The organism is Pseudomonas sp. KD5 (assembly GCF_012932895.1).
In the GTDB taxonomy this organism is placed as follows: Bacteria; Pseudomonadota; Gammaproteobacteria; order Pseudomonadales; family Pseudomonadaceae; genus Aquipseudomonas.
In genome coordinates this window covers 198,586-210,983 of the sequence record NZ_JDWJ01000002.1, presented here as the reverse complement: position 1 = coordinate 210,983, position 12,398 = coordinate 198,586, and the positions used below count along the sequence as shown (strand labels likewise).

Annotated in this window: 13 protein-coding genes and 1 pseudogene; 2 read left to right on the top strand and 12 right to left on the bottom strand. The window is 60.4% G+C overall.

Going from position 1 to position 12,398, the window contains the following annotated elements; all coding sequences use genetic code 11:
- Window positions 1–12 precede the first annotated feature (12 nt).
- From AF70_RS04720 to AF70_RS04685, 9 genes and pseudogenes are all read right to left on the bottom strand, one after another.
- Complete coding sequence (locus tag AF70_RS04720) at window positions 13–282, bottom strand: DUF5676 family membrane protein (protein WP_018929095.1); 270 nt, start codon at window positions 280–282, stop codon at window positions 13–15.
- Window positions 279–965, bottom strand: a complete 687-nt coding sequence (locus AF70_RS04715) for an isoprenylcysteine carboxylmethyltransferase family protein (protein WP_028940650.1) — start codon at window positions 963–965, stop codon at window positions 279–281. Before AF70_RS04715 ends, AF70_RS04720 begins: the two co-directional genes overlap by 4 nt.
- A gap of 97 nt (window positions 966–1,062) precedes the next feature.
- Complete coding sequence (locus AF70_RS04710) at window positions 1,063–1,461, bottom strand: hypothetical protein (RefSeq protein WP_019578810.1); 399 nt, start codon at window positions 1,459–1,461, stop codon at window positions 1,063–1,065.
- A gap of 104 nt (window positions 1,462–1,565) precedes the next feature.
- On the bottom strand, window positions 1,566–1,964 hold the full coding sequence (locus tag AF70_RS04705) for a hypothetical protein (RefSeq protein ID WP_028940651.1): 399 nt from the start codon (window positions 1,962–1,964) through the stop codon (window positions 1,566–1,568).
- Window positions 1,965–2,060: 96 nt separating this feature from the next.
- Window positions 2,061–3,248, bottom strand: a complete 1,188-nt coding sequence (locus AF70_RS04700) for a pyridoxal phosphate-dependent aminotransferase (protein WP_028940652.1) — start codon at window positions 3,246–3,248, stop codon at window positions 2,061–2,063.
- 40 nt (window positions 3,249–3,288) lie between these two features.
- A complete protein-coding gene (locus AF70_RS30020; RefSeq protein ID WP_371929189.1) occupies window positions 3,289–4,152 on the bottom strand; it encodes a methyl-accepting chemotaxis protein in 864 nt (287 codons plus the stop codon).
- Window positions 4,147–4,914: pseudogene (locus tag AF70_RS30015) on the bottom strand (MCP four helix bundle domain-containing protein); the annotation flags it as partial. The pseudogene AF70_RS30015 and the gene AF70_RS30020, both read right to left, overlap by 6 nt.
- 359 nt (window positions 4,915–5,273) lie before the next feature.
- Window positions 5,274–6,416, bottom strand: coding sequence for a glycerate kinase (locus AF70_RS04690; protein WP_028940655.1), 1,143 nt, complete (start codon window positions 6,414–6,416; stop codon window positions 5,274–5,276).
- Between the two features lie 266 nt (window positions 6,417–6,682).
- On the bottom strand, window positions 6,683–7,810 hold the full coding sequence (locus tag AF70_RS04685) for a sugar diacid recognition domain-containing protein (protein ID WP_028940656.1): 1,128 nt from the start codon (window positions 7,808–7,810) through the stop codon (window positions 6,683–6,685).
- A gap of 169 nt (window positions 7,811–7,979) precedes the next feature.
- Between AF70_RS04685 and AF70_RS04680 the strand changes: the two genes are divergently transcribed.
- Window positions 7,980–9,290 carry an MFS transporter gene (locus AF70_RS04680; protein WP_028940657.1) on the top strand — a complete coding sequence of 437 codons (1,311 nt, stop codon included), beginning with the start codon at window positions 7,980–7,982 and terminating at the stop codon, window positions 9,288–9,290.
- A 241-nt stretch (window positions 9,291–9,531) separates the two neighbouring features.
- Here the strand turns inward: AF70_RS04680 and AF70_RS04675 are convergent, their stop codons facing one another.
- The 3 genes from AF70_RS04675 to AF70_RS04665 form a co-directional block, all read right to left on the bottom strand.
- On the bottom strand, window positions 9,532–9,891 hold the full coding sequence (locus AF70_RS04675) for a DUF6124 family protein (RefSeq protein ID WP_028940658.1): 360 nt from the start codon (window positions 9,889–9,891) through the stop codon (window positions 9,532–9,534).
- Between the two features lie 352 nt (window positions 9,892–10,243).
- Complete coding sequence (locus AF70_RS04670) at window positions 10,244–10,618, bottom strand: hypothetical protein (RefSeq protein ID WP_028940659.1); 375 nt, start codon at window positions 10,616–10,618, stop codon at window positions 10,244–10,246.
- Window positions 10,615–11,331 (bottom strand): SDR family oxidoreductase, encoded by a 717-nt coding sequence (locus AF70_RS04665; RefSeq protein ID WP_028940660.1) that lies wholly within the window; start codon window positions 11,329–11,331, stop codon window positions 10,615–10,617. The genes AF70_RS04670 and AF70_RS04665 overlap by 4 nt, the downstream gene beginning before the upstream one ends.
- A gap of 100 nt (window positions 11,332–11,431) precedes the next feature.
- Between AF70_RS04665 and AF70_RS04660 the strand changes: the two genes are divergently transcribed.
- Window positions 11,432–12,331, top strand: a complete 900-nt coding sequence (locus AF70_RS04660; RefSeq protein WP_028940661.1) for a LysR family transcriptional regulator — start codon at window positions 11,432–11,434, stop codon at window positions 12,329–12,331.
- The last annotated feature ends 67 nt before the right edge of the window (window positions 12,332–12,398 follow it).

Sequence of the window (12,398 nt, the reverse complement as noted above, 5' to 3'; positions counted from 1 at the left end):
TCGAAGCAGCTATCAAGGCCTGCCATGAAGCTTGGCGGACAGCCACGCAAACAAGGTACCGACCAACGCGCCCCATACACTCAAGACCAGCAGCGGTCCGACGAAAGTCGCCACACTGTAGTCTTGCGGAGCTTGAAGACGACTGAAGTCGAGTCCATGGAACAAGGCACTGAGGAAAGCAATACCCTGCGCCGGCCATAGCGCATAGAGCAACGCACAGATGGTGTAGGAAATGGCCATGGTCAGGGCCAGAGAAATGCCGGTTTTCCAGGGAGCGTTCATGATTGTTTTCCTGAGCCTGGAGGGCTACCAGTAGGAGTGTTGGGGCTGTGGGGGGCTGACCAGGGCAGGAATGCCGGAGTCTGTTCACAGTAAGTTCGGTAGGCATCACCGAAGTGCGCAAGCATCTCCTGCTCTTCTCGCTTCGCCAGCCTGGCGTAGACCAACAGGAGAATTGGAAACATTGCCAGGGTGATCAATGTCGGCCATTGCAACAAAAAGCCAAACATGATCAGCACAAAGCCAGCGTACTGCGGGTGACGGATCCGTAAATACGGTCCGTCGAGCGCCAGTTGGCCAGTGCTTTGGGCCTTGTAGAGCACACGCCAGGCGGCCGCCAATAACCAGAAGCCTCCAGCGATCAGCAGGTTGCTGACAATGTGGAATGGACCCCAGTGTGGATTGACCTTCCCCCCCATCATTACTTCGAGCAAATGCCCAGCGTCGTGCGAAAGGAAGTCGATGCCAGGGAAGTGACGAGTGAGCCAGGGCATCAACAGGTAGATCGTCAGCGGGAAACCGTACATTTCGGTAAACAGAGCCACCAGGAACGCCGAGAACATACCGAATGAGCGCCAATCGCGGCTCGTCCTGGGCCGGGTGAAACTGAAGGCAAACAGGATAAACACCAATGAGTTGATGATAACCAGCGACCAAAGACCGTAGGCCGATTCTGTATGGTTCATGGTGGGTGCTCCTCAACAACAAACATCAGAGGGGTGCTGGCTGCATTCACCCCTCCAGCGCCAGAGCCATGTCATTTGCAGCAGCTCTACCGCACATTCACTTTTTCATCGGCATTTCCATCATGGACGACTGCTGCTCCATCATCTGCATCATCATGTCCATCATCCCTTTGCCTTCACTGTCCTTAGCTCCCATACAACCCATCGCACCCTGCTCCTTACTCATCATGGCCATGCTGTCCTGCATCGCTTTCATGCCTTCTTGCAAGGCGGACTGGCGCTCAGCCGGCGTTTCAGCCGCTGCTGCTTTGTCATGTGCAGCCTGCATTTTCTGCATTTGCTCGGTCATGGCTTTGGTCATGGTCGTCGATGCCGGGGCGGTGCTCACGGTTGCGTCGGCTGGCGCGTCGGCCGGGTGATGCGCATCCTCGGCAGAGACCATGAATGCACGGCTGGCCAAGACGGCAGCCAGAACCCATTTCGAATGCACTTGCATGATGAACTCCTGAGATTGTGAGGGGATAAGCAGGAATAACCGAGTCGCGAAACAGCGACGCAGCAGGACAGAGCAACCCGTGCTCTGCCACTCTGAGACAGGGGTTAATCGTTGAAACGGACGAAAGTAAGACGTACAGGGCTTTCGGGTGGCGCGGGACGTTTCAGTACAAGAGCGGCGAAGGAGGATTTTTGCTCAGGATCAAACACCATAATCAGGACTGCCGCCGTTAGCAGTAACAGGGCAGCCCAGTGGACAGGATCCGCTGCTGGCATCTGCAATGCAGGTTTTATCGCCGTGGCAGTGTCCTCACAGTTTTGAAGGCAACCATTGGCGTGGAGCGCATGCCCCTCCAGCAGATGCTGTTCGACATTGTGTGGCGCGGCCAAATTGTGAATCGGCTGTACCAGACACCCCTGGATTGCCATCACGGTCACAGCAACCCCCCATACGGCGAGGATCAGGCGCAGTAGGCGTTGGCGGTGCCGGCGGAACCAGGACATGAAGTACAACCTCGACTTGTTACGTCGTATTGATTTTCAGTCTAGCCAGCAAAGCAATGCAGAAGTTGATCAATATCAAATTAGTCGATGGCGCGATCAGGCCCGTCGCATCTGCAGCAAATCCGCCGCACAGGACGCAATTCGCCGACACGCTTCCGCCAGCTTCACCTGGTCCACCACCAGCCCGATGCGTATGTGCCCCGCCGCACTCGGCCCGAAGGCTTCGCCGGCCAGCACCGACACGCCATAACCTTCCAGCAGCCGCTCGGCAAAATCCTGGGCGCCGAGCCCGGTCTGGCGCACATCGAGCATCACAAACATCCCGCCATCGGGCTTGATCGGCCGGATACCGGGGCAACCGCTCAACCTCGCGCACACCAGATCGCGTCGCTGGCGATACTCCTCACGCATCAGCGCCACTTCCGGCAAATCCTTATCAAGTGCTGCTTGCGCGGCTTTCTGAACGAAATCCGGAATGCCGAACAGCATGCACAACGACAGATGCATCACATGATCGGCCAGAGGTTTCGGGCCGATCATCCAGCCTACCCGCCAGCCAGTCATGGCATGGGATTTGGACAAACTGTTGAGGGTCGCGGTGCGCTCGGCCATACCCGGCAGGCTGGCCGGGCTGATGTGCTCGCCCTCATACAACAGGTCGCTATAGACCTCATCGCTGATCAGCCAGAGGTCATGCTGCACACAGAGCGCCGCCAGTTCCTGCCAGCTTTTCAAGGAAAGGCTGGCACCGGACGGATTGTTCGGACTGTTGAGCAGAATGACCCGGGTTTTAGCGGTGATCAGCGCCGCGACATCCGCCGGCTCGACCCGAAAGCCGTTCTCCGGACGCACCGCCACAGGCACCACGCTCGCCCCGCAGGCACCGAACACGCCTTCATAAGTGACGTACATCGGTTCGGCGATGATCACTTCATCACCCGGATCGAGCAGGCACTGGGCAACCGAATACACCGCGCACTGCGCACCGGGCAGTACGATCACATGATCGGCGTCCACCTCCTGGCCGCAGCGCTGCTGATGACGGCTGGCGATGCTGCTGCGCAATGTACGGGTGCCGCGCACATCCGAGTAATGGGTGTCGCCGGCCAACAGGCTGTCGATGGCCGCGTGGACGATCGGCAGCGGTGTATCGAAATCCGGATCGCCGACCGACAGCAGCAGCACGTCGACGCCCTGCTCGCGCAATTCCAGCGCTCGATCGTGAATCTTCCAGGCTGCCGCTCCGTCACCGTCGATTCGTTGGGTCAAGGCTGAATAGCGCATGTACTTCTCCTAACGCGCGAGTTCCAGTTTCAACCCTATCTCAAATCACGAAACGCGCCACCATTGCGTTCAAATCTACCGCCAGTCGTGACAGTTCATGGGTGGCGGCGCTGGTCTGGTTGGCACCGGCGGCCGACTGGGTGGCCAGGTCGCGGATGTTTACCAGGTTGCGGTCGACTTCACGGGACACCTGGGCCTGTTCTTCCGAGGCGCTGGCGATCACCAGGTTGCGTTCATTGATCAGCTGAATCGATGAAGTGATCTGTTCCAGGGCGACACCTGCCGCACGGGCCATTTCCAGGGTGCTTTGGGTGCGCTGATTGCTTTGTTGCATCGACGAAACCGCTTCACCGGTGCCGTTCTGAATACCGGCCACCATTTTCTCGATTTCCTGGGTCGATTGCGCGGTGCGATGGGCCAGCGCCCGGACCTCGTCCGCCACCACCGCAAAGCCACGCCCGGCCTCCCCGGCACGGGCGGCTTCGATGGCGGCGTTGAGGGCCAGCAGGTTGGTCTGCTCGGCAATGGCGCGGATCACGTCCAGCACTTTGCCGATGTCGCGGCCCTGAGCGGCCAGCCCCTCGATCATCAGTGCAGTGTTTTGCACGTCGTGGGTCATGGTCTGGATCGCGTCGACGGTTTCCACCACCCGGTCACGACCTTCACGGGCGGCCGCGGTCGACTGGTTCGAGGCTTCGGACGTCGATACTGCATTGCGTGCTACTTCTTCCACGGCGGCGGTCATTTCGTTGACGGCGGTGGCGGCCTGTTCAATTTCGTTGTTCTGCTGTTGCAGGCCACGGGACGCTTCTTGCGTGACGGTGCTGAGTTCTTCGGCGGCGGCGCCCAGTTGCGTCGCGGAGCCGGCGATCTGTTCGATGGTCTTGCGCAGGTTCGTCTGCATGGTGGCCAAGGCGCCGAGTAAACGCGCCGGTTCGTCGTTGCCATCGACTTCGATGACCTTGCTCAGGTTGCCGCTGGCAATGGTTTCGGCCGCGAGCACCGCACGGTTCAGCGGCGTGACGATACTGCGGGTCAACAGCCAGGCCAGCAGCACGGTCATCAGGGCAGCGACCGCCGAGACCACGATGATGCCATTGGTGGCAAAGGCAAACTGCTCTTTGGCCTGGGCATCGGCCGCAGCCGCGCCAGCCTTGTTGATGGCAATCAACTTGTTCAACTGCTCGCCCATCTGATCGGTGCCATCCTTGATCCGGGTGTTGATCAGGTTGAGCATTTCATCCAGTTTGTTCTGCCGCGAAAGCTCCATCATCTCGCGCACCGCTTGCAGGTATTTGTCCAGCGTGGCCGAGAATGTCTTGAATAACGCCGCTTCCTCATCGCCGGCCGGCAATGCCCCATAAGCAGCCTGTGCCTGCTTGACCTTGTCCACCAGTATCCCGATTCGGGTTTCTGCTTCTTGCAGGCTCGCGGGCTCACGGTTCACCAGAACCCGGAACGAGAGAATTCGCAGACGCAGCACGTTTTCGGTCATGACACCCAGGAAGCCGACGCTGGGTAGCTGATTGCTTTCCATATCCACAGAGGCCTGTCGGATGATCGACATGCGATTCGCCGCAAACACACCCAGCACGATGACCAGCAAGGCGATGAAAGCGAAACCGAGGAAAGCTCGAGGCGCGATTTTCAGATTACGCAGTGACATAGGATGATCTCGGTAATTGAGGCGGCGAGCATCCTTGCCATGATCACTGGCGGGCGGGCGATGGCGCGCACCTTTCAGTTTGGCGCCACTGTTGTAATTGGTTTGTGTACGCCTATTGGCTGTATCGGCCGGGGTTTAGGATTTTTGCAGGGGTCTGGAGAAATATTTTTCAAGGGCGGCAGAGTGTTTCAGCGGTGAAACAGATGTTGCGCGGAGGTCGGCTTTGCGCAGTAGCCTTTGTGGCGAGGGAGCTTGCTCCCGCTGGGCTGCGTAGCGGCCCCAAAAAATTTACGGCTGCTGCGCAACCGAGCGGGAGCAAGCTCCCTCGCCACAGAGATTTCTTTTTACTGAAGACAGTGTCAGGCCTTGCGGGCGGCCACTCGCCAAACCCGCGCGATGTCACTGGCGCGCTCACGCAGCAATCGCGGCGCCTCGGCGCAGGCCTGCTCCAGGGTCATCGGCCCGCTCGCCAATGCAAAAGCCGCATCGATGCCATGCTCGTACAGCGCCTGATACCCCTCGCCCAAGGTGCCGGCAATGACGATGACTGGCACGCCATGCAGCCGTGCAATGCGCGCCACGCCAAACGGGGTTTTGCCGCGCAACGTCTGGGCATCGAAACGGCCTTCGCCGGTGATCACCAGGTCGGCGCCGTTGACCGCCTCGGCCAGCCCCACCAGTTCGGCGACCACTTCCACACCGGCCTGGAATTGCGCGCCGAGAAACGCCTTCGCGGCAAACCCCAGACCGCCCGCCGCGCCACTGCCCGGTTCATCGCGCACGTCCTTGTCCAGTGCTTGCGCGCAGAGCTCGGCAAAATGCCCGAGAGCGAGGTCCAACTGCTGGACTTGCTCGGGCGACGCGCCTTTCTGCGGGCCGAAAATCGCTGACGCACCGTGAGGGCCGCACAGTGGATTATTGACGTCGGCGGCGATGTCGAAACGCACCTCGGCCAGGCGCGGGTCGACATCACTCAGGTCAAGACGAGCCAGTTGCGCCAGCGCCAGACCACCCGGCGCCAGGGTTTGGCCCTGGGCATCCAGCAGTTTCACCCCCAAGGCCTGCATTGCCCCGGCGCCGCCGTCATTCGTGGCACTGCCACCAATCGCCAGAATCACTCGTTGCGCCCCGGCATCGAGCGCAGCGCGGATCAATTCGCCGGTGCCGAAGGTGCTGCTGGTGCAGGCATCGCGCAGGTTCGTCGGCACCAGTTGCAGGCCACTGGCCTCGGCCATTTCGATGATCGCGGTGTGGCTCTGCGGCAACCAGCCCCAGGCGGCATCGACCGTGGCGCCCAACGGCCCACGAACACGGGTGCGGCGCAGTTCTCCGTCGCACGCGGCCAGAATCGACTCGACCGTGCCTTCGCCACCATCAGCCATCGGGCACTTGAGCAATTGCGCGTCTGGCCAGACCTGCGCCAATCCCAACGCGATGGCGTCGGCCACACCTTGGGCACTCAGGCTGTCCTTGAACGAATCGGGGGCAATGACGATTTTCATGCGAATTCTCCAGTTCCAATGCGTCCATGCTGCCAGCAGGCCTGAACAATAACGCCGGTCCGCTGCACAAGCGGTCGTGAGGATTATTGTTCAATTTCACAAAACCCTTGCCTACCCCGCTCGTCGTAGCAGCTGCCGAGCCTGCGAGGCTGCGTTCGGCGACGCAGTCGTCGTAAATTCTATAAATATGGTTTACCAGACACACCGCGCCGCATGATCTTTCGACGACTGCGTCGCCGAACGCAGCCTCGCAGGCTCGGCAGCTGCTACATGGTGGTCGGCAGTTCGGTTTGTGGCAGGAGCTGGACGCCAAGGTACAGCGCGAGCATTCCGTCCAGCTTCAGCGGATCGACGCCGCTGAGTTCGGCGATTCGCTCCATGCGGTAGCGCAAACTGTTGCGGTGGATGCCCAAGGCATCGGCGCAGGCCTGGCTCTGGCCGTCGTGTTCGCACCAACTGCGCAGGGTCGCCAGCAGTTGCCCGTTGCCGTCCTTGGCGATGACTTTACGCAGCGGCCGCAGCAGTTCATCCAGCGCATCGTCGTCGCGGTGCCGCCAGAGCATCACCGGCAGCCGATAACGGTTCAGGATCAACAAGCGCGAATGCGGCAACACATCGCGCCCGTAGGCCAGCAAATCGCCGACCCGCCGATAGCAGCGACGCAACCCCGACAAGCCGTCGGCCTGCCCGCCCACGGCGATGCGCAAAATGTTCCAGCCCAGGCCATCGAGTTTTTCCAGCAATCGCTCGTTCTCGACCGCAGGCGTCGCCGGGCGGCACCAGAGCAATGAGGATTTGGCCGAGCTCACGCACCAACTGTCCGGGTAGCGTGACGTCAACCAGGCGCTGAGCGCCTCAACGGTCTGGCTCGGGCCGTGTTCGATGCCCAACTCGAACAGATACGGCACCCGTGTCAGCTGCGGCTTGAGCCCCAGTTGCTGCGCTTCATCCAGCAACCGCGGCGAATCCCCCGCTTCGCTCAGCAGCAGCGCCAGCAGATCGTCGCAACGCTGACGCCGCCATTGCTGCTCGGCCTGCTGATTGCGCTGGGCGACCAGCATCTCGGCGGTCATGCGCACCAGTTCGGCATAGGTGCGCAATTGCTCCGGTTCACCGGTGATGCCCAGCACACCGATCAAACGCTGATCGAGCAACAGCGGCAGATTAATGCCCGGCTGCACGCCTTTGAGATGAATCGCCGTTTGCGCGTCGATCTCCACCACGCGCCCGTTGGCCAGCACCAGTTGCGCGCCTTCGTGACGGGTGTTGATGCGCTCCGGCTCGCCGCTGCCAAGAATCAGCCCCTGACTGTCCATGACATTGACGTTATAGGGCAGGATGGCCATCGCCCGGTCGACGATGTCCTGGGCCAGGTCGTGATCGAGTTCGAACATAGCGGGGATCCTTGAAAGCGTGATGGGACGGGTTGTTCACCCGCACAGGCCAGGGTTGCAAACCCTGTGCTCAGGCACAAAGACAACCACCCAAGGGGTGGCCGAGACTCACTGGGCGATCAACGTTACCCTTGCGTCGCAAAAAATCATAATAAAGAGAGAGCCCGCCATGTCACAGAGCGCCACCGCTACCCTGGCCAACGCTGACGACAAGAACGCCGTCTACAAACGCATTACCCTGCGTTTGATCCCCTTCATCTTCATCTGCTACCTATTCAATTACCTCGACCGGGTGAACGTCGGGTTTGCCAAACTGCAGATGCTCGACGCACTGAAATTCAGCGAAACCGTGTACGGCCTCGGTGCCGGGATTTTCTTTATCGGCTACGTACTCTGCGGCGTACCGAGCAACCTGGCCCTGACCAAATTCGGCCCGCGACGCTGGATCGCGTTGATGATGATGACTTGGGGCGCGCTCTCGACTTGCCTGCTGTTCGTCACCACACCAACCGAGTTCTACACCCTGCGCCTGTTCACCGGTGCCGCCGAAGCCGGGTTCTTCCCAGGCGTGGTGCTTTACCTTTCGCAGTGGTTCCCGACCTTCCGCCGTGGCCGCATCATGGCGCTGTTCATGTCGGCGATCCCGGTGTCGGGCCTGCTGGGCAGCCCGTTTTCCGGCTGGATCCTCAACCACTTCGGCGCAGGCCAGGCCGGTTTGGCCGGCTGGCAGTGGATGTTCCTGCTGCAAGGCATCCCGACCGTGATCCTCGGCGCCCTCGCCTATTTCCTGCTCAGCGACAGTTACGCCAATGCCAAGTGGCTGACCCCGTACGAGCGTTCCGTGCTTGAAGCCGACCACGCAGAAGACCTGGCCAGTAAACCGAAAACCACCACCGATTCCTTGCGGGCAGTGTTCAAGAACCCGGCGATCTGGGCCTTTGGATTGATCTACTTCTGCATCCAGAGCGGTGTTTACGCGATTAACTTCTGGCTGCCGTCGATCATCAAGAACCTGGGTTTCAGCGATAACCTGGTGATTGGCTGGTTGAGCGCGATTCCGTACCTGCTGGCGGCGGTGTTCATGTTGATGGTGGGCCGCTCGGCGGACCTGCGCAAAGAACGTCGCTGGCATTTGGTGGTGCCGATGCTGATGGGCGCGGTCGGTCTGTTGATCGCCGTGAACTTCGCGACCACCCCGGCCATTGCGATCCTCGGCCTGACCCTCGCCACCATGGGCGCCCTCACCGGCTTGCCGATGTTCTGGCCGGTGCCGACGGCGCTGCTGAGCGCGGGTGCGGCCGCTGGTGGTCTGGCGTTGATCAACTCCATGGGGCAGATGGCTGGGTTCCTGAGCCCGTATCTGGTGGGTTGGGTCAAGGACAGCACTGGTTCGACCGATGCGGCGTTATACCTGCTGGCGGGTGTGATTGTGTGTGGGAGTTTGCTGGCGTTGCGCATGACCCGGACGTTGCGGGTTTAAGGTTCAGCGAAAACAAAACGGCCCGTTCGGGCCGTTCTTCATTTCATGGATACACCACTGCTTTCGTGGCGAGGGGGCTTGCCCCCGTTGGGTTGCGAAGCGACCCCAAAACCTGTAACCACGGTGTATCAGAGAAATCGCATACACCGGATTGACGACTGCTGCGCAGCCGAGCGGGACGGTGCGGCGATCCGACAAGCCCCCTCGCCACAACAAGCCCCCCCTCGCCACAATGGATCACTCAGTTCTGAGGATCGAGGTTGTCCAGCACCCGGTTGACGGCCAGTTCCCCAAGCATGACCACCGATTGAATCCCCAACATCATGTTGCGATGGGGCATGTCCATCAGCCCGGCGAATTCAGTGAGCATCATGCTCGCTGACGCCAGGGATTCGCAGGCGTTGACCAGCAGGGTTTCGTTATCGACCTTTTCACCGACATGGTAAATGGTGCTGGGTTTGCGCTTGGTGGCTTTGGGGGTGGGTGGTTTGAGGTAATGATCGAGGGCGCGCTCGGCGGCTTCGTTGAGTTTTTTGGAATCGGGGGTTTCGTAGGGGGAAACGTCGTCCGCTTCTGGTGGATTTGGCGTTGGTTTGAACATAGTAGTAACTCCTGCACCATTAAAAAGAAGGAGCCATCACTCTCGCTACCAAACGAAGGGTGGTGGCCATGCACAGGTTGGTAGACCGGGAGGTGCAAGAAAACCGGCGCGCCCGAAGGCGCCCTGCGCATGGCCACCATAAAGCCGAGACGAAAAAACGCCTCAATTGATGATGCTCTGCACTTTGCACAACCCGGGCTACCAAACCCGATCGCTGTTTTTCAGCGACAGGGAAAACGATACAGCCCGGGCTCAAGGCGCACTAGCCGGCGGATTCTGGCGCAGTCGTAGGCAGCGGCGCAAGAATATGTAGCCTCAGTGAGTATCTGGAAATGTCTTTTAAACATCGCCCTTAAACACCCGCCAGATTTCCTGCTTTGGCATCCAGCTCAATCACCAACCCACCCGGCATCTGAACGAAAATCTGCCAGATCCCGTCTTCCGGCACCTGCGCCACCTGATACGGCAAACCGCTGGCCTGCACCCGTCGCAACACCGTGGCAGCCTCCTCATCGGTGCGAAAGGCAATGTGGCTCAACGCCGTCTCATCGAACGTCGGCTGTTCGATCACATGCACCAGCGCCTGCGCATCCTGATACAACCAGCGTCCGGGGAACGGGAATGGCGGGCGGCGTCCCGGCGCCAATCCCAACAACGAACCGAAGGCCTCCTGCAACGGTTGCCCGTCGGGGGTGTTGAAGGCCAGATGATCAAAGTGCCAATTCATAGCAACCCTCCTCCGTCGACGTCGATGACGGTGCCGCTGATAAAGCCGTTTTCCATGGCCAGAATAAACGCTGCCGCCAGATCTTGCGGGGTGCCGACCCGGCCCACCGGCAATGCGGCGGCGGTACGGGCAAACATCGCGGCGCGTTGCGTTTCATCCATACCGGAGTAAGCCTCGGTGTCGGTCACGCCGGGACTTATGACGTTGACCCGGCGCGGTGCCAGTTCCTTGGCCAGTTGCTTGCCCAAGGCCTCCAGCGCCGCATTCAAGGTGGTTTTGATGAACTGCCCGGCGACGAATTTGCGTGACAACAGACCCGAGGTCAGCGTGATGCTGCCACGTGCGCTCAGGTATGGCAGCGCGACCTGGATCGCCCGCAGCGTGCCCCAGAATTTGACGTCGAAGGCCTGTTGAGCGTGCTGCAAATCGCTGTCGACCAGCGGTTTGGCACTCACACTCGGACCGGCCGTGATCACCAGATGATCGAAAGGGCCGATGCGCTCGAACAGCTGTCGCAACGACGCTTCATCGGTGACGTCCGCCGCTTCGTGTCGAATCTTTGCATCATGGTCGACCGCTGGCTGGCGGCGACTCACCGCGACCACACGGGCCTCACGCTCGGCTGCAGCCCGGGCGACGGCTGCGCCTATTCCGCTGCTGCCACCGATCACCACTACAGTCTGATTGAGCAAGGAAGCGTTGAGTTGTGTCATGAGCCGATCTCCGGTCGAGTTAGGGAGATTCAATCTTCTCCGGTTGCCAATCGAAGAAAAATCCCGGTAAATCAGAAGGATCTTTAAAGGATTTTTACCAATGAGCTCGATTCTCGATCTGGAGATCTTCGTTCGCACCGCCGACTCCGGCAGCATTTCCGCCGCCGCCCGCGCCCTGGAACTGACCCCGGCGGCGGCCAGCATCGCCCTCAAACGCCTGGAAACTCGCCTCGGCATCCGCTTGCTGGCCCGTTCCACACGAAGCATGCGCCTGACCGAAGAAGGCCGGCGTTATCTGGAAAGTGTGCGACTGGCGCTCGCCGCGCTGGCCGAAGGTGAGCAGGCGCTCAAGCAACAAACCCAAGGCTTGAGCGGCGTGCTGCAACTGGCCGCGCCGTCGGACTTCGGGCGCAACGTGCTGTTGCCGTGGCTTGACGACTTCAAACGAGAGCATCCGCACATCCAATTTCAGCTACTGCTCAACGATCGCCATGCCGATCTGTTCCGCGAGACAGTCGATGTGGCTCTGCGCTTCGGTGTGCCGAGTGACTCGACGTTGGTGGCGCTGCCGATTCTGCCGCAGCATCGCCGCGTGGCCTGCGCCAGCCCCGAGTATCTGGCCCGGTGCGGCGTGCCGTTAACCCCGGCGGAACTGAGCGAACACAGCGCCCTGCTCTACCTGCGCGATGGCCGGCCCTACAACCAGTGGCGTTTCAGCCGTGGCGATGAAGTGATGGAGGTTCAGGTGCACGGCGACTACCTCAGCGACGACGGCGAAGTTGCCCGCCGCTGGGCCTTGGCCGGGCATGGCATCGCCTATAAGGCTTGGCTCGACGTCGCCGCCGATGTGCGGGCCGGGCGCCTGGTGACGCTGTTCGATGACTGGCAAGGCGAAAGCGTGCCGTTCAATTTGCTGTGCCCGCATCGGGTACAGGTGTCGGAACGGGTCAAAGTGCTGCAAGCGTTTTTGCAGGAGCGTTGTGAGGCACTGCGTCGATAATTCAGATTGCTCCGCGCTGCGGTTCTTGGTATTTGATTGAGGCTTTCTCACCGGTAAAAGGATTTCG

Coding starts and splice junctions, on each gene's coding strand:
- AF70_RS04690 (WP_028940655.1), bottom strand. CDS start 6,416: ATGAAAATCGTCATTGCCCCCGATTCGTTCAAGGACAGCCTGAGTGCC.
- AF70_RS04670 (WP_028940659.1), bottom strand. CDS start 10,618: ATGAATTGGCACTTTGATCATCTGGCCTTCAACACCCCCGACGGGCAA.
- AF70_RS04720 (WP_018929095.1), bottom strand. CDS start 282: ATGAACGCTCCCTGGAAAACCGGCATTTCTCTGGCCCTGACCATGGCC.
- AF70_RS04675 (WP_028940658.1), bottom strand. CDS start 9,891: ATGTTCAAACCAACGCCAAATCCACCAGAAGCGGACGACGTTTCCCCC.
- AF70_RS04680 (WP_028940657.1), top strand. CDS start 7,980: ATGTCACAGAGCGCCACCGCTACCCTGGCCAACGCTGACGACAAGAAC.
- AF70_RS04715 (WP_028940650.1), bottom strand. CDS start 965: ATGAACCATACAGAATCGGCCTACGGTCTTTGGTCGCTGGTTATCATC.
- AF70_RS04685 (WP_028940656.1), bottom strand. CDS start 7,810: ATGTTCGAACTCGATCACGACCTGGCCCAGGACATCGTCGACCGGGCG.
- AF70_RS30020 (WP_371929189.1), bottom strand. CDS start 4,152: ATGCAGACGAACCTGCGCAAGACCATCGAACAGATCGCCGGCTCCGCG.
- AF70_RS04660 (WP_028940661.1), top strand. CDS start 11,432: ATGAGCTCGATTCTCGATCTGGAGATCTTCGTTCGCACCGCCGACTCC.
- AF70_RS04665 (WP_028940660.1), bottom strand. CDS start 11,331: ATGACACAACTCAACGCTTCCTTGCTCAATCAGACTGTAGTGGTGATC.
- AF70_RS04710 (WP_019578810.1), bottom strand. CDS start 1,461: ATGCAAGTGCATTCGAAATGGGTTCTGGCTGCCGTCTTGGCCAGCCGT.
- AF70_RS04705 (WP_028940651.1), bottom strand. CDS start 1,964: ATGTCCTGGTTCCGCCGGCACCGCCAACGCCTACTGCGCCTGATCCTC.
- AF70_RS04700 (WP_028940652.1), bottom strand. CDS start 3,248: ATGCGCTATTCAGCCTTGACCCAACGAATCGACGGTGACGGAGCGGCA.